Source organism: Herbaspirillum sp. CAH-3, from assembly GCF_009668275.1.
In the GTDB taxonomy this organism is placed as follows: Bacteria; Pseudomonadota; Gammaproteobacteria; order Burkholderiales; family Burkholderiaceae_D; genus Herbaspirillum; species Herbaspirillum aquaticum.
The window spans coordinates 19,818-42,527 of record NZ_VSWE01000006.1 but is presented as its reverse complement, the minus strand read 5'-3'; the positions used below and the strand labels follow the sequence as shown (position 1 = coordinate 42,527).

The 22,710-nt window shown below is 62.5% G+C and carries 16 protein-coding genes; 8 read left to right on the top strand and 8 right to left on the bottom strand.

From position 1 onward, the window contains the following. Positions 1–50: 50 nt before the first annotated feature. The 4 genes from FYB76_RS09040 (at position 51) to FYB76_RS09025 (ending at position 7,558) form a co-directional block, all read left to right on the top strand. Positions 51–1,781, top strand: a complete 1,731-nt coding sequence (locus tag FYB76_RS09040) for a methyl-accepting chemotaxis protein (protein ID WP_154133442.1) — start codon at positions 51–53, stop codon at positions 1,779–1,781. Positions 1,782–1,951: 170 nt separating this feature from the next. After that, the gene (locus FYB76_RS09035; RefSeq protein ID WP_154133441.1) at positions 1,952–3,958 is read left to right on the top strand and encodes an AsmA family protein; all 2,007 of its coding nucleotides are present in this window, start codon (positions 1,952–1,954) and stop codon (positions 3,956–3,958) included. A 329-nt stretch (positions 3,959–4,287) separates the two neighbouring features. Beyond that, entirely contained in the window at positions 4,288–6,339 is a 2,052-nt protein-coding gene (locus FYB76_RS09030) for a response regulator (RefSeq protein WP_154133440.1), read from the top strand. A gap of 493 nt (positions 6,340–6,832) precedes the next feature. Next, entirely contained in the window at positions 6,833–7,558 is a 726-nt protein-coding gene (locus FYB76_RS09025) for a hypothetical protein (protein WP_154133439.1), read from the top strand. Between the two features lies 1 nt (position 7,559). On the opposite strand, the gene FYB76_RS09020 is transcribed toward FYB76_RS09025, so the two are convergent. Continuing rightward, the gene (locus FYB76_RS09020) at positions 7,560–7,922 is read right to left on the bottom strand and encodes a hypothetical protein (RefSeq protein WP_154133438.1); all 363 of its coding nucleotides are present in this window, start codon (positions 7,920–7,922) and stop codon (positions 7,560–7,562) included. 203 nt (positions 7,923–8,125) lie between these two features. Between FYB76_RS09020 and FYB76_RS09015 the strand changes: the two genes are divergently transcribed. From FYB76_RS09015 to FYB76_RS09005, 3 genes are all read left to right on the top strand, one after another. Then, positions 8,126–9,037, top strand: a complete 912-nt coding sequence (locus FYB76_RS09015) for a hypothetical protein (RefSeq protein WP_154133437.1) — start codon at positions 8,126–8,128, stop codon at positions 9,035–9,037. 601 nt (positions 9,038–9,638) lie between these two features. Then, the gene (locus tag FYB76_RS09010; protein ID WP_154133436.1) at positions 9,639–15,764 is read left to right on the top strand and encodes a calcium-binding protein; all 6,126 of its coding nucleotides are present in this window, start codon (positions 9,639–9,641) and stop codon (positions 15,762–15,764) included. 101 nt (positions 15,765–15,865) lie between these two features. Next, entirely contained in the window at positions 15,866–16,279 is a 414-nt protein-coding gene (locus FYB76_RS09005; RefSeq protein WP_154133435.1) for a DUF2306 domain-containing protein, read from the top strand. 4 nt (positions 16,280–16,283) lie between these two features. Here the strand turns inward: FYB76_RS09005 and FYB76_RS09000 are convergent, their stop codons facing one another. The 7 genes from FYB76_RS09000 to FYB76_RS08970 form a co-directional block, all read right to left on the bottom strand. After that, positions 16,284–16,979, bottom strand: coding sequence for a VIT family protein (locus FYB76_RS09000; protein WP_154133434.1), 696 nt, complete (start codon positions 16,977–16,979; stop codon positions 16,284–16,286). A gap of 454 nt (positions 16,980–17,433) precedes the next feature. Beyond that, positions 17,434–18,309, bottom strand: a complete 876-nt coding sequence (locus FYB76_RS08995) for an MBL fold metallo-hydrolase (RefSeq protein ID WP_154133433.1) — start codon at positions 18,307–18,309, stop codon at positions 17,434–17,436. A gap of 86 nt (positions 18,310–18,395) precedes the next feature. Next, complete coding sequence (locus FYB76_RS08990) at positions 18,396–18,824, bottom strand: YeeE/YedE family protein (RefSeq protein ID WP_154133432.1); 429 nt, start codon at positions 18,822–18,824, stop codon at positions 18,396–18,398. Next, positions 18,821–19,270: a YeeE/YedE family protein gene (locus FYB76_RS08985; protein WP_088753976.1), complete on the bottom strand. Its 450-nt coding sequence runs from the start codon at positions 19,268–19,270 to the stop codon at positions 18,821–18,823. The genes FYB76_RS08990 and FYB76_RS08985 overlap by 4 nt, the downstream gene beginning before the upstream one ends. A gap of 2 nt (positions 19,271–19,272) precedes the next feature. Further along, entirely contained in the window at positions 19,273–19,590 is a 318-nt protein-coding gene (locus FYB76_RS08980) for a metalloregulator ArsR/SmtB family transcription factor (protein ID WP_154133431.1), read from the bottom strand. 171 nt (positions 19,591–19,761) lie between these two features. Continuing rightward, complete coding sequence (locus FYB76_RS08975; protein WP_154133430.1) at positions 19,762–19,977, bottom strand: hypothetical protein; 216 nt, start codon at positions 19,975–19,977, stop codon at positions 19,762–19,764. A gap of 176 nt (positions 19,978–20,153) precedes the next feature. Continuing rightward, on the bottom strand, positions 20,154–21,047 hold the full coding sequence (locus tag FYB76_RS08970) for a LysR family transcriptional regulator (protein WP_088753978.1): 894 nt from the start codon (positions 21,045–21,047) through the stop codon (positions 20,154–20,156). Positions 21,048–21,146: 99 nt separating this feature from the next. Between FYB76_RS08970 and FYB76_RS08965 the strand changes: the two genes are divergently transcribed. Further along, the gene (locus tag FYB76_RS08965; protein WP_154133429.1) at positions 21,147–22,709 is read left to right on the top strand and encodes an NADH-quinone oxidoreductase subunit L; all 1,563 of its coding nucleotides are present in this window, start codon (positions 21,147–21,149) and stop codon (positions 22,707–22,709) included. The last annotated feature ends 1 nt before the right edge of the window (position 22,710 follow it).

The window sequence follows — 22,710 nt, the reverse complement described above, 5'->3', positions numbered from 1 at the left end:
TCGAGGAAGCGGAAGAGACAGAACAATAAATGAACAGCATAGGGAACAGCATGTTTGCATATTTCGGAAACCTCAAGGTCGCAGTGCGCCTGGCGGCCGTGTTCGCCGTCGTCGTGGCCTTGCTGGCGGTGGTCAGCGTCACGGCCTTCGTCAAGATCAACAACATCAATCGCGGCATCGACCAGATCGTCAATGACCGCTACCTGAAGGTCCGCTGGGCCTTCGACCTGCGCGATGGCGTCAATGAGCAGATCAAGTACCTGCGCGGCATTGCCATCGACATCGACAATGTGCAAGCCAACGAAAAGCGGTTCGGGCAGCTCGATGTGGCGGTCAAACAGACCAAGGAAGCCCTGGACAAGATCGCCGCGCGTCAGGTCACGGAGGTCGGCAAGAAGAAGATCAAGGTGCTCGATGAAGCGCGCCAGGCCTTCGATGCCAGTGAGCGTGAGTTCCTGGCGCTCATCCGCGCCGGCAAGAGTGAGGCCGCTGACGAATACGTCCTGCGCAAGATCACCGATACCCAGAACAACTACCTGGCCTTGGCGCGTGCCTTCGCCGATTCCCAGGATAGCCAGCTCCAGGCAGAAGGTGCCAAGGCAGTGGCTGATGGCGCCCTGGCCATCCAGGTCACGCTGGCGTGCTCGGTCATGGCCGTGCTGGCGTCCATCATCCTTGGCTACCTGATGGCGCGCTCCATCGTCAAGCCGCTCAACGAGGCGGTCCGCGTGGCCGAGAACGTCGCCGCAGGCGACCTCACCACCCGCATCGAACCCCATTCCAAGGACGAAACCGGCCAGCTCATGGTGGCCTTGCGCAAGATGAACGACAACCTGGTCGACATCGTCTCCGGCGTGCGGCGCAGTACCGACTCCATCGCCACTGCCTCGGGCGAAATTGCCAGCGGTAACCTGGACCTGTCTTCCCGTACCGAGCAGCAGGCCGGTTCGCTCGAAGAGACCGCATCGGCCATGGAAGAAATGACCTCCACCGTGCGCCAGAACGCCGACAACGCACGCCAGGCCAACCAGCTGGCCGCCACCGCCTCCGAGGTGGCCAAGCAGGGCGGCGAGATCGTCGGCCGCGTGGTGACCACGATGGAAGAGATCAACCAGTCCTCGCGCAAGATCGTCGACATCATCGGTGTCATCGATGGCATTGCCTTCCAGACCAACATCCTCGCCTTGAACGCCGCCGTGGAAGCGGCACGGGCGGGCGAGCAGGGACGGGGCTTTGCGGTGGTGGCCTCGGAAGTGCGCTCGCTGGCCCAGCGCTCGGCCGCTGCGGCCAAGGAAATCAAGGGCCTCATCAGCGATTCCGTAGCCAAGGTCGAGGGGGGCAGTGCCCTCGTGGCCGAAGCCGGCAACACCATGCAACAGGTGGTCAGCAGCGTGCGCAGCGTGACCGACATCGTCGGCGAGATCTCGGCTGCCAGCGTCGAGCAGAGCACCGGCATCGAGGAAATCAACCGCGCCGTCGGCCAGATGGACGAAAGCACCCAGCAAAACGCCGCCCTGGTGGAACAGGCCGCAGCGGCTGCGGGCGCCTTGCAGGAGCAGGCTGCAAGGCTGGCGACGGCCATCAGCATCTTCAAGCTGGCGCAAGGTGCGAACGCAGCGCCGGCCGCGCAGGCCAAGCCGGCAGCAGCGGTGCGTCCAGCGCCGCTGGTCAAGCCTGCACCGGCTCCCAGCGTCTTGCGGGTGAGCGCGGCACCGACCACGGCGGCACCGGCCAGCAAGGCCGTGGCCCGCGCCGATGAAGACCTCTGGGAAACTTTCTGACCCGTCGCGCTTTGCCAACCACCCCGGCGTTGCCGCTCCTCTGACAAGGATGCGGCTCGCCCTCCTATAGCGCTGGTTTGCCCCGAAGCTGATACTGTTGCGTTTGCACGGTTCATATCAGTCAGCGAAAAAGGGGAGACATGCGCGTGGGCGGGCATCCGGGAACGATAATGGCCAAGGCTTCGAAGATCCTGGCCTGGGCTGCACTGACGCTGCTCGGCTTGGTGGCCGTGCTGGCGCTGGCCATCGCGCTCTTCGACTGGAACCTGGCCAAGCCCTGGATCACCCACAAGCTTTCCGCCGTGCTGGCCCGCGAGATCCGGGTGGATGGCCCCATCAGCTTGGGCTGGTCGCTGGTGCGCAATGACAAGGGCGGCGCCGAGTGGCTGCCGCAACTGCATTTCACGGCGCGCGACCTGCATATCGGCAATCCCCACTGGGCCCGCAGTACCGACCACCTGTTGCGCGCCCGTTCGCTCGACCTGCATTTTTCTCCTTTGCCGCTGCTGCGCTGGCATTGGCACATCACCGACCTGCGCGTCGACGGCCTGGACCTGGCCATGGAACGGGTCGACGACCAGCGCAAGAACTGGCGTTTCTCAGACCAGCCGCGCTCGCGCTGGAGTTTCGACATCCACCAGATCGTTTTCGAGCGCGCCCTGATCCGTTATGTGGACCAGCCGCTGGAGATGGACCTGCGTTTCGATGCGCGTCCGCTGGCCAGCGCTGCCAACCAGGCGGCGGAGGTTCGCAAGGAAGCAGGCAACGCAAGTACCGACCCCGCCAATCCCGCCGCGCTGGTCTTGCAGGCGGCGGTGTCCGGCCACTTCAAGGAGGGCCGGGTGCAGGGCAGCCTGCGCGGCGGTGCCTTGCCCGACCTGCTCAACGAGAACAGCGTCTATCCGCTGCAGGCCGAGGGCGATGTCGGGGAGGTGCATACCGTCTTCTCCGGCAAACTCATCAACCCTCACCAATTGACGCGTGCCGAGATGCAGCTCCGCCTCAGCGGCGAGAGCCTGGATCGGCTCTACGCGGCCAGTGGCGTTCCGTTGCCGGCGACGCGCCCTTTCACCACCCAAGGCCAGCTCACCATCGAGCGCGTCGATCGCGAGACCCGCGCCTGGGACTGGCGCTATGAACACTTCACCGGCAAGGTGGGCGAGAGCGACTTCGCCGGTGATGCCCGCTACTATCGCGGCCCGCCCAAGAATCGCCTGACCGTCAAGGCCCAGGCCGGATTGCTGCGCTTGTCGGATTACCTGCCTTTGTCCGGCAAGAAGCAGGCCGATGATGCGGACAAGGGCAAAACGCGCGTGCTTCCCGGGGATCCGGCCAAGCCCGAACGCTGGGCCAAGCTGGATGCGGAAATTGGCTTGCATGCAAAGCGCGTTGAGTTGCATCCGGACATCGAATTGCAGGACGCTGCAACCACCTTGCGCCTGCAAGACCAGGTGCTGACCGCAACGCCCCTGCAGTTCGCGCTGGCAGGTGGAAAGGGAGAAGGCGAGATCCGTCTCGATGGACGCCAGCCGGCTATCGGCGCGCGGCTGCAACTGCAATTGCAAGGGGTGCAGGTGCGCCAGCTGTTCCCGAAGCTGGGCCGGTTCGATGCCACCTTCGGCAAGGTTGACGGCCGGGCTACGCTGTCCGGCAGCGGCAATTCGGTGGCGGCCATGCTGGCGCACGCCAACGGCGAGATCAAGGCGGACTTGAGCGAAGGCACCATCAGCCAATTCATCCTGGAGGCGGCCGGCCTGAACCTGGCCAATGCCGTCTTCGCCAAGCTCTATCGCGACCAGCAGGTCAAGCTGCTGTGTGGCGCCGCCGATGTCAGCGTCAAGGATGGTCTGGCGCAGGTGCGCCATGGCATCCTCAACACGGAAGATGCTGCCATCGACATCCGTGGACAGGTCGACCTGGGCAAGGAAACGCTGGCCCTGGACGTGGTCCCGCGGACCAAGCAGGTGCGCATCCTGTCGCTGCGCACGCCTTTGTATGTACGCGGCACCTTCGCCCATCCGGACATCGGCGCCAGCAAGGAAGGATTGGCCGCGCGGGCCGGTGCCGCAGCGGCCCTGGCACTGGTGGCGCCGGTGGCGGCGGTGATTCCGCTCATTACCCCGGGACAGAAGATTGCCGACGATTGCGCCCCGCATTCGACTGCGGCGCCTTCATGAGCGACGCCGTTCGCGCCCCTGTTGAGCGCCAGGTGGCCGCGCCCGGCAGGAATATTTTGCGCGGGCGGGAGCGTTTTGCAGGCAGCCGGAGTCATAAGGGCCAATCAACAAGAACGAGCAGGCCAATACCTTATACGCAGCCGGCTGCCATTTGACGGGCAGCAATAGCGGGTTGTCCCAGCGGGGGATTTGTCGCGAAACTGGCCGTACGGCCGGGGAATCCATTACCATGCCGACAAGCTCTACCGTGACGACGCAAGCGTGTTGGCGGAAGACTCAATCAGAACAGCGCGACGAGGAAGGGCGTTATCTTGGATCAGCAAGCGGCAATGGAAGGCAATTCACCCTTGAGCAAGGCGTACCGGCACGCTTTGCTGGAGGCCATCGACGATGGTTTTTGCATCATCGAATTCATCGATGGTCCGCATGGGCCGCTCAGCGACTACGTGCACATCGAAGCCAATTCCGGCTACTACCGGCACACCGGTATCGAGGGCATCGTCGGCAAGCGCCTGCGCGAGATCGAGCCGGACAACGCCCAGGTCTGGCTGGATGTCTACGGGCAGGTCCTGCTGACGGGCCAGCCGCTGCGTTTCGAACAGGAATTCCAGGCCGTGGGCCGCCACATCGAAGTCTCGGCCACGCGTGTGGGGCCGGTGGAGATGCGCCAGGTGTCGGTGCTGTTTCGCGACATCACCGCGCGCCGCCGCACCGAAGCCGCGCTGCGTGAGAACGTCCAGCGCGTGCAACTGGCCCTGGAAGCGGGTGCCATCATCGGCACCTGGATCTGGGACATCCCCGCCGATCGCCTCAACGTCGATGAAGGATTTGCGCAGGCCTTCGGTGTGGCCCCGGAGCGCGACCTGTCACAGTTGTCCATTGCCGACGTGATGGAGGCCGTCCATCCGGATGACCGCGACATGCTCGCTGCCCGCATTCGCGAAACCCTGGCGCGTGGCGGCACCTACGCGCATCAATACCGCACCCGCCGGCGCGACGGCCGTTACTACTGGCTGGAAGCCAACGGCCGCGTGGAACTGACGCCTGATGGCATCCCCAGCACTTTTCCGGGCGTGCTGATCGACATCGAAGGCCGCCGCGCCGTAGAAGCCGAGCGTGATCGCGCGCTGGCCGCATTGCGCACCCTCAACGACACCCTCGAACAACGTGTGCAGGAGCGCACCAAGGCCTTGCTGGAAGCAGAAGAGGCCTTGCGCCAGGCGCAGAAGATGGAGGCGGTGGGACAGCTCACTGGCGGGCTGGCGCATGACTTCAACAACATCCTGGCGGGCATCAGCGGCAGCCTGGAACTGATGAAGGTACGCCTGGCCCAGGGGCGCATCTCCGATATCGAACGCCATCTCAATGGCGCGCAATCGGCCGTCAAGCGCGCCGCTGCCCTGACGCAGCGGCTGCTGGCCTTCTCGCGCCGGCAGACGCTGGATCCCAAGGCGGCCGACCTGAACCGCATCGTGGCCGACATGCATGACCTGATCGGCCGCAGCGTGGGTCCGGCGATCACGGTGGAGACCATCGCTGCGGGTGGATTGTGGAACACCTTCGTGGACATCGGCCAGCTGGAGAATGCCCTGCTGAACCTGTGCATCAATGCCCGTGACGCCATGCCGCACGGCGGGCGGCTGACCATCGAGACGGCCAACCGCTGGCTGGACGACATCGCCGCCATGCAGCGCGGCGTGCAACCAGGCCAGTACGTGTCGCTGTGCGTGAGTGATACCGGCACCGGCATGTCGCCCGATGTGGTGGCGCGCGCCTTCGATCCTTTCTTCACCACCAAGCCGACCGGGCAGGGCACGGGGCTGGGACTGTCCATGGTGTATGGTTTTGCCGGGCAGTCCGGCGGGGCCGTACGCATTTATTCAGAACTGGGGCAGGGGGCGACGCTCTGCATCTATCTGCCGCGTCACCTGGGTGAAGCCGGAGAAGACGATTTGCCGCAGTCCGACGAGAACATGGTCGCGACTGCGCCAGGCAGCAAGACCATCCTGGTCGTCGATGACGAGCCGCTGGTGCGCATGGTCACGGTGGAAGTATTGAGCGATCTCGGCTACCACGTGCTGGAGGCCGAAGACGGGCCTTCGGCCCTCAAGGTGCTGGCCGCCTGTCCGGAGCTGGACCTGCTGGTCACCGACGTGGGCCTGCCCAATGGCATGAACGGCCGCCAGCTGGCCGATGCCATCCGTGCGCCGCGTCCGGAATTGCCGGTGCTGTTTGTCACCGGCTATGCCGAGAATGCGGTGCTCAATCATGGGCATCTTGAACGCGGGATGCAGGTGCTGACCAAGCCGTTTGCGGCCGATGTACTGGCGCGCAGGGTCAGGGAGCTGGTGGGGGACGATAGTTCGGATCGCATCGGGTGATGGGATAGCGAGCCCGCCTTCGCAGGGCCAGGTAGGCTGGCAAAATGATTTTTTCGTCCATCAAAAAACTCGCTCAACATTTTCGATAAAGGAAGACTTGTTTCCAATCAGTGGAGACAAGCTTCCTTCGGTTGAAGAACAATCTGCGCTTTCCAGTCCTTGGAGTGCAGCATGCAAGTTCACTCGGCAGCAAGCGCGTTCACGGCCACGCCCGTCTCCGATAACTATCCCGCTCGTTCCACATCGGTTTCTCCTCTTGTCACCTCGGTGATGTTGGGCGCAGTGCCGCTCACGCATACAAACACCTCTGATCATGCAGATTGCATGGAGGAGAGGGCATGGTCCTGATCGTGTTTGGACTGCTGGCGGTGTTGAGCATCGGGTTCGCGTCCGTGTGCTACGTGGTGATCGACAATCCTGAATTGATAGCGCCTCCGCCCCACTGAGGACGGCCAATTCGCCTCCCCAGTATGTGATTGGTGATCTGGGCGGGATGCCGGTCAAGATTGATCACAGGATTGTCCAATTCATCGAGTACGACGGCGATCCTGGCTGGGGCGAGAGGCGCAAAGGGCCGCGTCCTGAACGTACCTACAGCTCGCGCCTGAGCAGCTTCGCTTTCGAGGTCCGGTACCCCGATATGAAAACGCGCGCCGACAAGGATGCGCAAGCAGATTACGAAAAATATCACCCGTTGTCTTCTTCACTCGGGGCGGAGCTCAGATGGACCAATCCTTGGATTGGTGGCGGGATTAGGTCCGGTTCTCGTTATCCGGGGCACGGAGCGATGGATCGCTTGTATCAAGCAACGACGTCGCACCCCGAAACCCGGGCAATGGGTGACCAGCTCGTACCCATAGAGTCAGAGATCCCGGGGCTTGAACTGTTTGTTGATCTGGGTGCACATCCGACCACTGGCGAGTCATGGCGGTATTCCTCGATCGGGTCCGGAGATACCTACTTTCACCGTGATTCGAGCGGGAGGCCCACCACATACATCAATTGCAATTTCCGCAGCGGTACCCGGCGTTATTCCCTATGTCAGCACGAGTGGAGCTTGGAATCGCTGGACCTGAATATCTGGGTCAGCACACTTTATCCTCCCGGACTTTTGCCCCACTGGCAGGACATCCAGATCAAGGTCAGTCAATTCATCTTGACCTTCCACCATGCCCAAACGACAGGGCCAGTTTTGCCTCCCGCCAATATCCATCGCTAAATCATTTAGTCAGACACCCCCGATCTCCCCGCCGCAATGACGATCCATTCAAACCAAATCGGGCACCGTCACTCTTGGTCTTCGCGATCAGCAGAGTGCCAGAAAATTGTTTACGCGCGGTATAACAACCGAGGTCCGCGCCGGCCACCATTAACTTCTGAGTGATTGCAGATTCGATACGCGCGTCGCATCGCTGGTGCTGTTCGCATTCGGCTATGCCGAGAATGCGTTGCTCAATCATGGGCATCTTGAGCGCGGGGTAGATATCTTGACCAAGACGTTTGCGGCGGATGTGCTGGCGTGCAGGGTCAGGGCGCTGGTGGTGGGGGCATGGTGGTTCGGATCGCATCGGATGATGCGACATCGAGGCTGTCTTCTCGGGGGAAGTCGGTCATCAAAAGGATTTGGCCGTCCACCAAAAAACTCACTAAAAAATTTCTATAACTGAAGACTTGTTTCCAATCGATGGTGACAAGCTTCCCACGCTTGAAGAACAATCTTCACTTTTCCATTCCGTGGCGTGCTGCATGCAAACCCACTCGATATCGTTGCCCGTCAGGATCGCCCATGAATAAACGGTTGTTGACGAATACGAGCAATCCAGATCGTCCCTCACGAGGCCGCTGGCTGCTGATTGTGCTTGTGATTCATCTGTTCTTGGGATTTGGCGCAGTAGCGTTGATGGCCTTCTACTCCAGATTTGGCACACTCCGAATCGATCCGGAACACAATCCGGATAACTCAGAGGCTTTGCGATACGTCGTGGGAGACCTTGGCGGCATGCCGGTGCGCATTGATCGGCGAGTGGTGCATTTTGTGGAATATGACGGCGATCCAGGGTGGGGGGAGAGAAGAGCAGGTCCTGTACCGCGACGTACTTCCTCGTCAAAGTTGAATAGCTTCGGATTCTATGCGCGCTATCCGGATCTCGGATCGCTTTCTGATCCGGAGGTCCGGGAGGATTTTGAACGGTATCAGTCGACGCAGAGAGCAACAAATCACGGTGCAAAAATAAAAACGACGTGGCTCGACGGCGCTGTTTTGGCTGGCGAGCATTATCTGGAGCATGGCTCTCTTGACCGGTTCTACAACAACACGATTGGCGACCCTGACAGGAGGGGCATCGGAAGACAGTTCATTTCCGCTGATTCGCCTGTGGACGGGCTGCAATTGTTCATCCCAAGGGGGACTGATCCGGTCACAGGGGAGCTTTGGCGCTATGTATCAGCAGGTGCGGGTGACATCTACATACATCGAAATTCCGAAGGGCGAGTCAGCACTTACATTCGGTGCGGATATAGCCACGGAACTCGTTACTACGCAGGGTGCGAACAGAACTGGGATATGGAACAGCACGATTTGAGCATCAATGTGAGCGTCAGATACACCCCCGATCTCTTGCCGCAGTGGCGTTCCATTCAAGCCAAGTTGACCGACGTCATTCTTGGTTTTCGCGATCAGCAGAGTGCCAATAAATAATTTCCGCGTCGCATAACAAACAAGGCTTACACCGGCCATCAAGAACTTCTAAAGGAGAGCAGCTATGAAATCAGTAGTGCCGATCACCGAACAGCAAATTGCCGAATATCAAAATCGCTTTCTCGAAGGAGTGACGGATCAGCAGAAAAAGGATATCGCCATTGCGGTGTATCAGGATCTCTACGACAAAGGCTACAACTATGCAGGCTGGGCACTGGGTGTTGCAAAAGGAAATTCTGTTACCGGTCTGGCTGCCTTGGAATATCTCGCAGATACAGCGCTTTTCGGATTGGGAAATGACGCGGTGTGTCGCAATTTAAGTAATGCGGATGTCGACAGGATCCGGGTACAGATGGCACTCAACACGCTGGAAAAAATGCAGCAGTTGGCGAAGAATTCCGCTGGCATTCTGCGCAGTGACTTGACGTTCAACGTGGTCCAAGAAATACATAAAAAGACATTCGAAGATAACCGCTTGTCGCTTTCGAATTGGACGCTGCAGACTCCCATGCTGCTTTATCGCAAAGCCTATGGTGACGACGCAGTTGAACGCTTATGGGTAGGTCTTCGTGAAACCGGGGGCGATGGCATCGATGGCGTAATGGCAAGCACCATCTTGGTCGGCGCCATTGGAAGACTTGCGTTTACAAGCACAGACCGCGAGATCCGCCAGCAAGCTCTGGAGTGGATGGAAAAAGTCCCCGGAACAAGCGACCCAGCCGCCCTCTGGCGCTCCACCAAACTCATCGGCAAATGGCTGGGCATCAGCATCGAAACCATCGGCGACTTCAACCTTCCCGCCATCGTAGACGCGCCACGGCAACTCATCAGCGACCAGCAACTCATCGAAGGCATCGTCCAGCGTCTGGCCACCCAGTCCATCAATCAGGATGCCATCGCTCTCGGGCTGGAGTCGCCAACGCGCAACAGCGCCGCCCTCATCGCCAAGTCCGGGCTGCATGTCGCGCAATTCAGGGAAGGCGGCACGGTGGACGATCTCTGGCTGGTCGAAAAAAACGCCGGTCGTTACCAGGGCAGCCGCATCCAGTTCCGCAGCGACTTCGTGGCCAGCAATGGCAGCGTGGACGGCAAGACCCTGCTGGTGCAGCAAGGCCAGCCCTACTTTGTCCCGGAGCGCAGCGCCGATGGCACCACCACCTATCACTACAGCAACGGTGCCGTGGTGGCCAACAACGCCGCGACGGGCGAATACCGCATGGTCGTCCCCAACACCGATGGCAGCGGCGGTCAGACCGTATATACGCGCAAGCTCGGCGCAGACGGCTACACGGTACGCCAGGTCAGCACCACTGCCGCTGGCAAGATCCTCTACGAGCAGGAAAGTGTGCAAGCCACACGTGATGCCGAACTGAGCCCGGTGAAGACCGTGAGCGTCGTCGACGGCCAGACTACCCGCCGCGATTGGTTCTCCGATGCCGGCTATCAGACCGATACCTATCGCGACGCCAGTGGCAGCCCCGTCAGCAGTGCGATCCAACTCGGCAAGACCAGCTATGACCTCTACGACCCCGGCCAGCGTGCCCATGCGGAATACCAGCTCTCTTCGCTCCATGATGATGGTCGACTGGGCCAGCGCTACTGGCTTGACTTCAGCAGCCTGACCACACGATGGTTGCTCGGCGCCGCAGGCGGCTTGGGTTTCAAGCCGGCCGGCGAGCTCGGGTTCAAACTGCCGGCAGGCTGGTCCGACCCGATCGGAGCCTTCTACGACAGTCAGAGTGCCAGCTACGACCGCAGCGCCAGTATCGCCCTGGCAACCGTACGGGCCATGTCGGCCACTGGCCAGGCGCTGTCCGCCAGCCAACTGGCAGCGCTGGACGTCAATCGTGACGGGCAGGTCAGCACCGGCGAAGCCGGGGCGCTGCGGCTGTGGGCAGACATCAACGAGGACGGGCAGTTGGGCAGCAACGAACTCATGAGCGTGACCAGGAACATCTCCCGCGACGATTACGGCTTCCTGACACGCGGCAGCGGACGGGTCGTTGCGAACGCCATGAGCATGGCGGCACCACCTGCCCACACGCGCAACGAGCCGACCTATGCGGGTGTTCCCCCGAGCAATGATCAGGAGCTGCGCAAGCGGATGCAGGTCTATCCCATGTTCCAGGGTATTTTCCTGTGGAAGGCCGGTGAGATCATGCTCGGATGGAACAGGAACCAGTATGACTACATGATCGGTACCAACGGTGACGACCGTTTCGACGTCAACTACTTTGCAGCAGCACCGGCCTATCTCAGCCGTTACACCGGCCGGGTCAGGTTCTTCATGGCCGGCGCGGGCAATGATGTCATGGGTGGTTCCGACCGCGCAGATACCTTGTGGGGCGGAACGGGCAATGACACGCTGTACGGCTATGCCGGAGCCGATCTTCTGTACGGCGAGGAAGGTGATGACACCGTCCTCGGCCACGACGGTAACGATCAGCTTGATGGGGGCGCCGGGAATGACCTGCTGCTTGGCGGTGCCGGGGAAGACCTGGTTTGGGGCGGGGAGGGGGCCGATGAGTTGCAAGGCAATGAGGGCAATGATCTGCTGCTGGGGCAGGCTGGCAATGACCGCCTTTATGGCCAGGCCGGCAACGACACGCTATGGGGTGGCGATGGTGCCGACGACCTGCAAGGCAATGAAGGCGGTGATGCGCTGTTGGGCGGGGCAGGCAATGACCGGCTCTTCGGCCAGTTGGGCAATGATCTGCTCATCGGGGGCGATGGCGACGATGTGCTCGTCGGCTTCATGGCCAGTAACGAGGCACGGCAAGCTCTGGCCGCAGGAGAGTCCGATGACGATGTCCTCCAAGGCGGTGCAGGCAACGACAATCTCTTCGGCGGACCGGGTGATGATCAGCTCAGTGGCGAGTCGGGCCGCGACCTGTTGCTGGGCGACGAAGGGCAGGACAGCCTGTGGGGCGGCAGCGACGATGACGAGTTGCAGGGTGGCGCAGGCAATGACCAGATGGACGGTGGCAGCGGACACGACAAGCTGTTCGGCCAGGCCGGCAACGACCGCCTGTGGGGTGGCGAGGGCAATGATCTGCTGATCGGCTTCACTGCCGGCAATGACCCCAGGCAGACCTTGCTGGCCGGTGAGACCGATGATGATGTCCTGTACGGTGGGGCCGGCAGCGATGTGCTCATCGGCGGAGTGGGGTCGGACCAATTGTATGGCGGCGATGATCGTGACGAGCTGCAGGGCGGCGCCGGCGATGACATGCTCATGGGCGAAGGCGGCAACGACAACCTGTTCGGGCAGGCCGGAAACGATACGCTCTATGGGGGTGAGGGCGACGACTATCTGCAAGGCTTCACGGCCAGCAATGAATCGCAGCAACGCCTGGCGGCTGGGGAAACGGACGACGATTTCCTCTACGGCGGTGCCGGCACCGACATCCTGGTGGGCGGCGTGGGCAGTGATTACCTCGATGGTGGCGCCGGGGCGGACACCATGGTCGGCGGCAAGGGTGACGATGTCTACATCGTCAACAGCGTCAACGATACGGTCTACGAACAAGAGGGCGAAGGCTATGACACCGTCATCACCAGCAGCAACTATCTGCTCAACGCCCACATCGAGGAGCTGCGGCTGCTGGAAGGCTACCGCATCCATGCCACCGGCAACGCGCTCGACAACACGCTCATTGGCAACAGCGCCGACAACATCCTGGATGGCGTGACCGGTGCCGACCTCATGCGCGGCGGTGCGGGCAACGATACCTACTATGTCGACAACGCCGGTGATGTGGTCAGTGAGCGTGTCGGGGAAGGCCGGGACATCGTGCAGTCCAGCGTCAGCTATCGCTTGGGCACGCAGGTGGAAGATCTCCTGCTGCTGGATTTTTCCAAGCCGGAGAAGGGCTCCGTGGATGGCAGGAACGTACTGGTCTACGGCTATCCCAAGCGCAATGAGCTGGATTACATGCAAGGGGACGCCGTCGACAACTACACCGGCACCTGTGCCTTGACCTCGATTGCCAACCTGCTGACCCAGGCCGGGCGGCCGACCACGGAGGCGCAGGTAGTGAGGCTGGCGATCAACAACAACTGGACCGTCAGCAATCCGGCGCTACCCGCCCACCAGCTGGGCGGGACCAATGTGGAAGACCAGCGCAAGCTGCTGGGCAGCTACGGCCTGCGCAATGACGTCGTGATCGGCTACAACGAGATGGGCATGGCCAATCTCCTGCGCAGCGGACGCGGGGTGATCCTGGCCGTCAATGCGGGCCTGTTGTGGGGTGAGGATGCCTATAAAGGAAACGGTGCGGTCAACCATGCCGTGACCTTGACCGGTGCCGTGATTGGCGAATCCGATGGCGCACTGCTGGGCTTCTATCTGGCCGACTCCGGGCGCGGCCGCGTGAGCGACATGACGCGATTCGTCGATATCGCCAGCTTGCGGCGTGCAGCCGACCAACCCAATGCCTACGCCATCCATACGCTGGAGCCGGTCAAATACTGGCAGGAAAACATCGACGCCACCGGCAATGAACTGGACAACAACATCGTCGGCAATCGCGGCAACAACGTGCTGCAAGGCATGGCGGGTGACGATGTACTCTCGGGAGCGGCAGGCGATGACACCCTGACCGGCGGCGCAGGCAATGATCGCCTCGATGGTGGCAGCGGTGACGATACCTATCGCTATGCGGCTGGAGACGGTGCCGATGTGATCCAGGATGCCGACGGCAACGATACCCTGCTGCTGGGGGAGGGGATCAGCGCCGCCTCGGCACGTACCACGGTACAGTCGGGACGGCTCACGCTGCTCCTGGCGGGAGGCAGCGTGGAAATGGAAGCCAAGGCCGGCAAACTGGTCGACCGCATACAGTTCGCCGATGGCACCGTATGGCATGCGCGGGCGGATGGATCCGGCTATGTCCAGATCCTGGGCGGGCCATTGCACATCACAGGCGATCTCAAGCAAGGACAGACCGTCTCCCTTGAAACTGCGCTGGCCAAGCAGGAAGGGCCGGGCAAGGTCTCCTATCGCTGGGAACGCTCCGCCAATGGCATCGACTGGACAGTCATTGCCGGCGCAACCGAAGCACTGTTGCTGCTGAGTGCTGACCTGGTCGGGCAGCGCTTGCGGGCCACCCTGCAGTCGCAGCTGGATGACGGCAAGCAAGAGAGCCTGGTCAGCGCCGTCAGCCAGACGGTCGGCAGCGCCGGTCACGGGCCGGTCGAGGCGGTGCGCGTCAGCGGTGAGCTGATGCCGGGGGAGCCTCTGGCCGTCAGCAATGCAGCGGTGGACGTGCAACCGCTGTGGTCTGCCGATGCCCTGGGGAGCGTGCTCACACCGGCACAGGCGCCTCTGGGCAAGCTGGGCATCCCATGGGACCACCCCGGGGCGCTGGGGCGCAGCATCGTCAGCAGCTCAGGCCATGATTATCTGGCTGGTACGGCCGGCGCGGATCGGCTCGTCGGATTGCAGGGCTACGATGAATATATCGTCAACCACGTTGGCGACGTGATCGTCGAGGGGCTCTTCGAGGGTATCGACAGGGTGTATGCCAGCGTCAGCCATACCCTGTCCGACAATGTGGAGAGCTTGACCCTGACGGGTACGATGGCCATTGATGGCAGCGGCAACGACGGCCCGAACTCGATCAATGGCAACCAGGGCGACAACCGGCTCAGCGGGGGCGGTGGCAACGATACCCTCCATGGTGGCGCCGGGTCCGACACCCTTGACGGCGGGCCAGATAACGACTGGCTGGACGGCGGCACGGGGAGCGATATCTACCTGTTCGGTCGTGGCAGCGGCGAAGATACGATCAATGAGGCCGACCGCAGTGCCGCAGCGAGGGCATCGATGGATGTGGTCATCCTGGGCCCTGGCATTGCCCAGGATGACCTGCACGTGTCCCGCAACCGCTGGGATGACCTGATCCTCAACGTGGTGGGCAGTCCCGACAAACTGATGCTTTCAGGCTGGTTTGCCGAGGCCGGGAGTGCCATTGACCAAATCAGGTTCCGCGACGGGTCGGTGTGGGATGCGGCGAAGCTGACCGAACGATCCGCAATGGCTACCCGGCATGACGATTATCTCGTCGGGACCGCCGGTCCCGACCGGCTCGAAGGGCTGGCCGGCGATGACACCTATGTCGTCAATCATGCCGGCGACGTCATCGTGGAGAAACGCGGCGAGGGCGTGGACAAGGTCATGAGCACCGTGAGTTTCACCCTGACGCCCGAGCTGGAACACCTTGAACTGACCGGTAACGGCAACATTGATGGCCGGGGCAATGCCGGGGCCAATCGCCTCCTTGGCAACTGGGGCCGGAACGTTCTTGATGGGGGAGCCGGCGACGATTACCTTGCCGGCGGCGGTGGTGGCGATACCTATCTCTTCGGGCCAGGTTCTGGTACGGATATCATCGACATCAATGATGGAGACGGTACGGATGATGATCGCATCAGGATCGGGACGGGCGTCATCGAGCAACAGATCTGGCTGCGCCGGGTGGATGAGGATCTCGAACTGAGCCTGTTCGCATCGGGGGACAAACTCAGCTTCAAGGAATGGTTTGCCGACGATTCCAAACGCTGGGACCGCATGGAGTTGAGCAACGGCAGATGGCTGGGGGCGGCTGAGGTGGATGCGCTGGTCTCTGCCATGGCCGCCTTTGCGCCGCCACTGGTCGGCCAAGCGGCCTTGACGTCCAGCTATCAGACGGCCCTGGGTGCCGTCATCGCCGCAAGCTGGCACTGAGGCTGCATTCTGCGGTACTCCATCTGCATTTCGTCGCATCCCGCTATCGACATGATTCGGGCCCCAGCACAATCGCTCCATCGATTTGCTGAAAGCCTGCCATGTCCCTCACCCCCGTCATTGCCCTGCACCTGAGCGTCGCACTTGCCGCTGTCCTTATCGGTCCCTTCGCCTTCTGGGCCCGCCTGGGCCGCACGGTACGGCCACGGTGGCACCGTGTCCTGGGCTATGGCTGGTTGACTTGCATGGTCATCACCGTCCTCTCGGCGCTCTTCATCCGTTCGTATGACCTGCCCAACATGGCGGGCTACACGCCGCTGCACCTGCTGGTGCCAGTGACGACCTTCCTGCTCTGGCGTGGCCTCTCTGCAGTGATGCGGGGCGACATCGCGCTGCACCGGCGCTTCATGCAACGGGTCTACATCGGTGCTTGCCTGGTGGCCGGTGCATTCACCTTGCTGCCTTCGCGCTATCTTGGCCAGCTGGTCTGGGGGCAATGGCTGGGTTGGCTCTGAGGCCCTACAGCGCCGCGCCGAAGAAGGAACCGATCGCCGCCGTGCAGCCCATCGCCAGCGAGCTCCAAAGACTCACGCGCAGGGCTCCCTTCCACAAATTGGCGCCGCCCGTCTTGGCAGCGACCGCGCCCAGTACCGCCAGCGAGAGCAGGGCGGCGATCACGATGGCAGGCAACAGCGTAGCCACAGGCGCCAGCACGACCACCGCCAGCGGCAAGGCCGCGCCGACCGCAAAGCTCAGGGCCGAGACCACGGCCGCCTGTACCGGCCGCGCGGCCGTGGTTTCCGAAATGCCCAGTTCATCGCGCGCATGCGCATCGAGAGCATCGTGGGCCATCAGTTGCGTGGCGACCTGGTGCGCGGTTTCCTGGTTCAGGCCGCGGCGCATGTAGATGCCCATCAGTTCGCGGTGTTCGCCTTCCGGATCCATGGCCAGTTCCTCGCGCTCCTGGCTCAGGGCAGCGTGTTCACTGTCGGCCTGTGAATGCACGGAGACGTATTCGCCGGTGGCCATCGACATGGCCCCCGCTACCAGGCCGGCCACGCCGGTCAGCAACACGTTCTCATGCGTGGCGTTGGCCGCCACCACGCCCACCAGCAGGCTGGCAGTGGAGACGATGCCGTCGTTGGCACCCAGGACGGCGGCGCGCAGCCAGGAGATGGCGTCGACCTTGTGATGTTCGAGATGGAATTTGGCCATGGCACTTCTGTTCATATGCGGGTAGCGGAATGGCGCAGATTCTAGGGCGGCGCCGGCGCAAAGGCCACGACAATTAGCGAAAATGAGGGTAATTCGCATTTGTCCGGATCGATGCGGGCGCTACCTGAGCTGGCGGCGCGAAGGTACTTCATGCATTCCCACGCGGATGACAGCGGTATGGAGGGCTTGGAGCAGGCGCCGGCCTATCCCTGCACCCGGGCCCGTTTGCTAATCTCGGCAGCAGGCCGGGCCGCCATCACCGATGTGCCCCGGCCGTGTCAAGGAGACCAGTCATGTCAGATCGCAAGCCCAAGACCGCCATCGCCATCGTTGGCGGCATCGTCGTATTGGCCCTTATCGGGGGCATGCTGCTGTTGGGCGTGTTTCAGGCCTCAGGCCATAGCTGAATCGCAGTTGCACCGTTGCGATGTTGTGATGGCGCCACCTCGTCACCTCATACGGCGTTGAGCGGAATCTTCAGATAGCGAACGCCATTGGCTTCGGCCGGCGGCATCTGGCCGGCGCGCATGTTGACCTGGACCGAGGGCAGCAGCAGGGTCGGCATGTCCAGCGTGGCATCGCGTGCGCTCCGCATGGCGACGAAGGCGTCTTCACTGATGCCTTCATGCACGTGAATGTTGTGCTGGCGCTCTTCGGCCACGGTGGTCTCGAAGCGCAGTTCACGGCCGCCCGGCTGGTAGTCGTGGCACATGTAGAGCCGGGTCTGCGGCGGCAGCGACAACACGGCATGGATGGAGCGGAACAGCCGGCGCGCGTCGCCCCCCGGAAAGTCGCAACGTGCCGTGCCGTAGTCCGGCATGAACAGGGTGTCACCGACGAAAGCGGCAACCTGGTCCGCCTCCTCCACGACATAGGTGACACAGGCCGGGGTATGTCCGGGCGTGTGCATCACGCGCGCCTGCAACTGGCCGATCTGGAAGCGTTCTCCCTCGGTGAAGAGGTGATCGAACTGGCTGCCGTCATGTTCAAACTCCGTGCCCGCGTTGAAGAGCTTGCCAAAGACCTGCTGCACCTGCCGGATATGTTCGCCGATGGCGATGCGGCCGCCCAGCTTCTGTTTCAGGTAGGGCGCGGCGGACAGGTGGTCGGCGTGGGCATGGGTTTCCAGGATCCATTGCACGGTAGCGCCCAGCGCCGCTACCCGCGCGATCAGGTGATCGGCGCTGCCGGTGGAGGTGCGCCCGGACTTGGGGTCGTAATCGAGTACGCTGTCCACCAGCGCGCAGTGCAAGGTGGCGCGGTCCAGCACGATGTAGCTGACGGTGCTGGTGGCGGGATCGAAGTGGCCTTCGATATGCAGTTTGTCCATGGGTAATCCTGGTGTTGTTTCTTCACATTCAACTGTACGGCTGACGGCGCGGGCTCGCGAGGACGGGCCACGAGCTGTCTTTTCGTTCATTTCGCCTGGAAGCGCTCGATCCAGGCGAACAGCAGCATACCAGCCAGCATTGCCATCACGAACGCCAAACCCTCCAGCGACCCCATGCCCAGCAACACCAGCGCCGGGCCCGGACAGATGCCCGCCAGGCCCCAGCCGACCCCAAACAGCACGCTGCCCAGCACCAGCCGCCGGTCGATACCGCGGGCGGTGGGCAATTGCATGGGCGCGCCCAGCAGCGAGCGGGACCTGCGCCGCGCCAGGGTGAAAGCAGGCATGCCGATGGCGATGGCGCCGGCCATGACCAAGGCCAGGGAGGGATCCCAATGACCGGCCAGATCGAGAAAGCCCAACACCTTGGCCGGATCGGCCATCCCCGAAACGATCAGGCCCAGGCCGAACAGCAGTCCAGCAGCCAGGGCGACGAGCTTGCGCAGGCGGTTCATGGAAGGGCTCCTTGCAGCCCAAGCACGTGGCGCAACAGGTAGACGCTGGCGAATCCGGCCGCCATGAAGCAGGCCGTCGCCACCGCCGAGCGCAGCGACAGGCGCGACAATCCGCACACCCCATGCCCGCTGGTGCAGCCAGCGCCATAACGCGTGCCGACGCCTACCAGCAATCCGGCCAGGACAATGAGCGGGATGCCGGTATCGATGCGAACGGCGGGCAAGGCCGCCACCAGCGCATACAGGGCAGGAGCCAGCAGCAAGCCCAGCACGAACAGCCAGCGCCAGCTGTTGTCCTCCGCGCGCAAGGAAAGCAGTCCGGCCACCATGCCGCTGATGCCGGCGATGCGGCCATTGCACAGCACCAGCACTGACGCCGCCAATCCGATCAGCAGGCCGCCGGCCAGCGATGCGCCAGGGGTAAAGGCATTCCATGCAAACTCCATGCTCACTCCTTGGGACAATAAAGTTGATACATCAGCGCCAGCATCTCCAGCAAGCGAGGATCGCTGACCCGGTAATAGACGCGCTTGCCCTCGCGCCGGGTACTGACCACCCCCTCATTGCGCAACACGCCAAGTTGTTGCGACAGCGTGGGCTGGCGGATGTCTAGCGTCTCTTCCAGCTCACTGACGCACATCTCCGCCTGCGAGAGCTGGCACATCAGCAGCAGCCGGTCTTCATTGGCGAGCACCTTGAGCGTTGCCACCGCTTGACCGGCAGCGTGGCGCATCGGATCGGCTTGCAAAAGGGCAGGGCTGCTCATCGGGAAATATTATTCATAAATATATTATATTAAAATGTATATTAATTCAGTCGCATGCTTGGTGCAAGCTGAATTGGCGATAAAAGGGGTACGGGGGAGAAAAACGGCGAGAAAGAGAGTGATAAGCGGCTGTGTTTCCGGCGCAATGGCCATACCGACCTGCCGGACAGATCAGGAAGCAGCGTGCAGCAGGTCGATCATGTGCCGGCTGGCCTGTTTGGCAGCCGCCATGGCTTCCTCGGCGAAGGAAAAAGGGGCATCCTCGCCGCAGAATTGCAGTTCGCCATTGATGTAGAGATCCCAGGTCCAGCCGCTGCCGGTATTCCCCGGGCATTTGAGCTCTATCCTGACCAGCTCGTCGCGATACCTGAACAGTGCCTTCCTCATCGTGTCCGCCGGGTTTTTTTGGTGTGCAGCAAGTCAGACAATCCTTGCCCCTGAGTTGCCAAAGTGTACGCTATTACCACGTTGGCAATATTGGCATTAGCTTGCATATAGTTGCGCAAATTGTCTATTCTACCGATGAGTAGTAAAAAATCCTGATCGGTAACCGACGAGGCTCATCAGGAAGGATGCGGGCCGCCTGCCAGCAGGCGATCGAGCAATTCATCGTAGTGATGCTGCGGGGTGGTGATGGCGTAGAAGCTTTCCACCAGCTCGCTGGTCTGCCCGGCCACCACCAGGGTGCCGTTGCGCAACTCATCCTGTACCACCACTTCCGGCAGGACGGTGAGCCAGCCGCTGTCGCGCGCGATCAGGCGCAGCATGGCCATGTCATCCACCTCGGCGCGCATGCGCGGGCGCACATCGCTGGAGATGCAAAGAGCATCGAACTGCATGCGCAGTGCATGGCGCGGACCGGGCAGGGCCATGTCGATCCCTTCCAGGTCTTGCGGAATGCGCAGGCTGCGCGCTTCCCAGCGGTGCGCCGGTCCCACCACCGAGACTGCCTGGCTACCCAGGAATCGGCAGTGCAGGGGGCGATCCGGGTCGGAAGGAACGGTTTCATTGGCCAATACCACATCGAGCTGGTGCTGCATGAGCCGCTCCAGCAAGCCTTCCAGCAAGCCCGACTCCAGTGTCAGCGAGACCGAGGGGTCGGAGAGCATGGGGCGAATCCAGTTCTCCTGGTAATTACGCGACAGCGTGGCCACGCTGCCCACCCGCAAGCGCGTCACGCCGGCCGAACGGCCTTCCAGCCGGCCCAGCATTTCCTGGCTCAGGCCGAAGATGTTGTCGGCGTAGTTGAATACCAGCTGGCCGGTGTCGGTCAAGCTCAGCCGGCGCCCCTCGCGCAGGAAGAGATCTTCATCCAGCTGCTTTTCCAGCTGACGAATCTGTGCCGATACTGCCGATTGGGAAGTATGCAACTCCTCGGCCGCCCGGGTCAGGTGGCCCAGCTTGGCGACCCGCCAGAAGTAGCGTAGATGATGAAAGTTAAGCTGTTCTAGGCGCATCGTTCGTATTTATCAATGAATTCGTTCTGATAAATGTAATTTACAGAACGATCGTTGGCAAGCATCATGACCCCATTCCAATGCATGAGGTTTCTTGTCATGACGACCATCTCTTTCCTGGCCTTCAGTGCCTGGGCCCCGCCGGCGCTCATGCTGGCCGCGGCCCTGGTGCTGGGCCTGTCGCGGCTGGCGCCGCCGCGCGTCTGGACGCTGTTCCAGTCGCTGTCCCTGCTGTCGCTGCTGATGGCCTTGCTCACGCTCGTCGCCGGACGTGATGGCGCGCCTTGGCCGGGCGTGCTGCATCTGTCCACCCTGGGCCTGGTGCTGGCGCTGCTGGTGCAAGCGCTGGGCACCGTGATCGGCAGTTTTTCCGCACGCTACCTGCAGGGCGAGCATGGCCAGCGCCAGTATGCCGCTGCACTGGCCGTCGTGCTGACGGCCGTACACCTGCTGCTGCTGGCCGACCACTGGGTGGTGCTCATCGCCGCCTGGGCCATCGTCGGCCTGGCCCTGCAGCGGCTGCTGTGCTTCTACCCCGAGCGGCCTTTTGCACGTCTGGCTTCCTACAAGAAAAGCATCGCCGACCGCCTGGCCGATGTGTTGCTGATCGCGGCTGCGGCGTTGGCCTGGCGGGAAGTGGGCAACGGTTCCTTCTCGGCGTTGTGGGCGCATGTGGCGCAGCAGGGCATGTCCACCAGCCTGCAGGTCAGCGCGCTGTGCCTGACGCTGGCGGTGATCCTGCGCACCGCGCTGCTGCCGGTGCATGGGTGGCTGATCCAGGTGATGGAGGCACCCACGCCGGTGTCGGCCCTGCTGCATGCGGGCGTGGTCAACCTGGGCGGCTTCGTGCTGGTGCGCTTTGCACCCTTGCTGGAGCAGGCTATCGCGGCGCGCGCCGTGCTGCTCATCGTCAGCGCCGGTACCGTGCTGCTGGCGGGGCTGGTGATGCTGACCCGCATCAGCATCAAGGTCAAGCTGGCCTGGTCGACCGTGGCGCAGATGGGTTTCATGCTGCTGGAATGCGCCGCGGGCCTGTACTTCTTTGCCGCCCTGCACCTGATCGGGCACTCGCTCTACAAGGCGCACGCTTTCCTGTCCGCTTCCTCGGTGGTGCGCGAGACCCGCTTGGCGGCCTTGCATAGCCCGTCCGTGCCGACGACGGCCAGCGTCATCCTGGCACCGCTGGCCAGCGTGGCGATGGTGCTGGGCCTGCACAGCCTGAGCCCGCATCCGGCCTGGCCATGGTGGTGGAGCGGCATCCTCGGCCTGGCCTGGGCACCGCTGCTGTGGCGCGCGCAGGCCGGCGGCACCGGCCGCCTGCGCAGCGGGCTGCTGGGATTGCTGGGGGCGGCCGGGCTGACGGTGGCCGCGCTGCTGGCCCACCTGCTGCCGCTGCACATTGCCGACACGCCGCGCAGCGTCTTCGGGGTCACGGCACTGCTGGCGATGCTGGCGCTGTACGTCTGCATGGGCCTGCTGCAACTGGCACCGCACGCCATGGCGGCCTGGCGCCGCCGCAGCTACGCCGGCTTCTACCTCGATGAAGCCTATACCCGCCTGGCGCTGCAGTGGTGGCCCTCGAACTGGGCGCCCAGCGCCCGGCGGGCTGCTGCAGCACAACATGTGAACAATCCCGCCAGCGATGGCCGTGGACAGGGCTGAG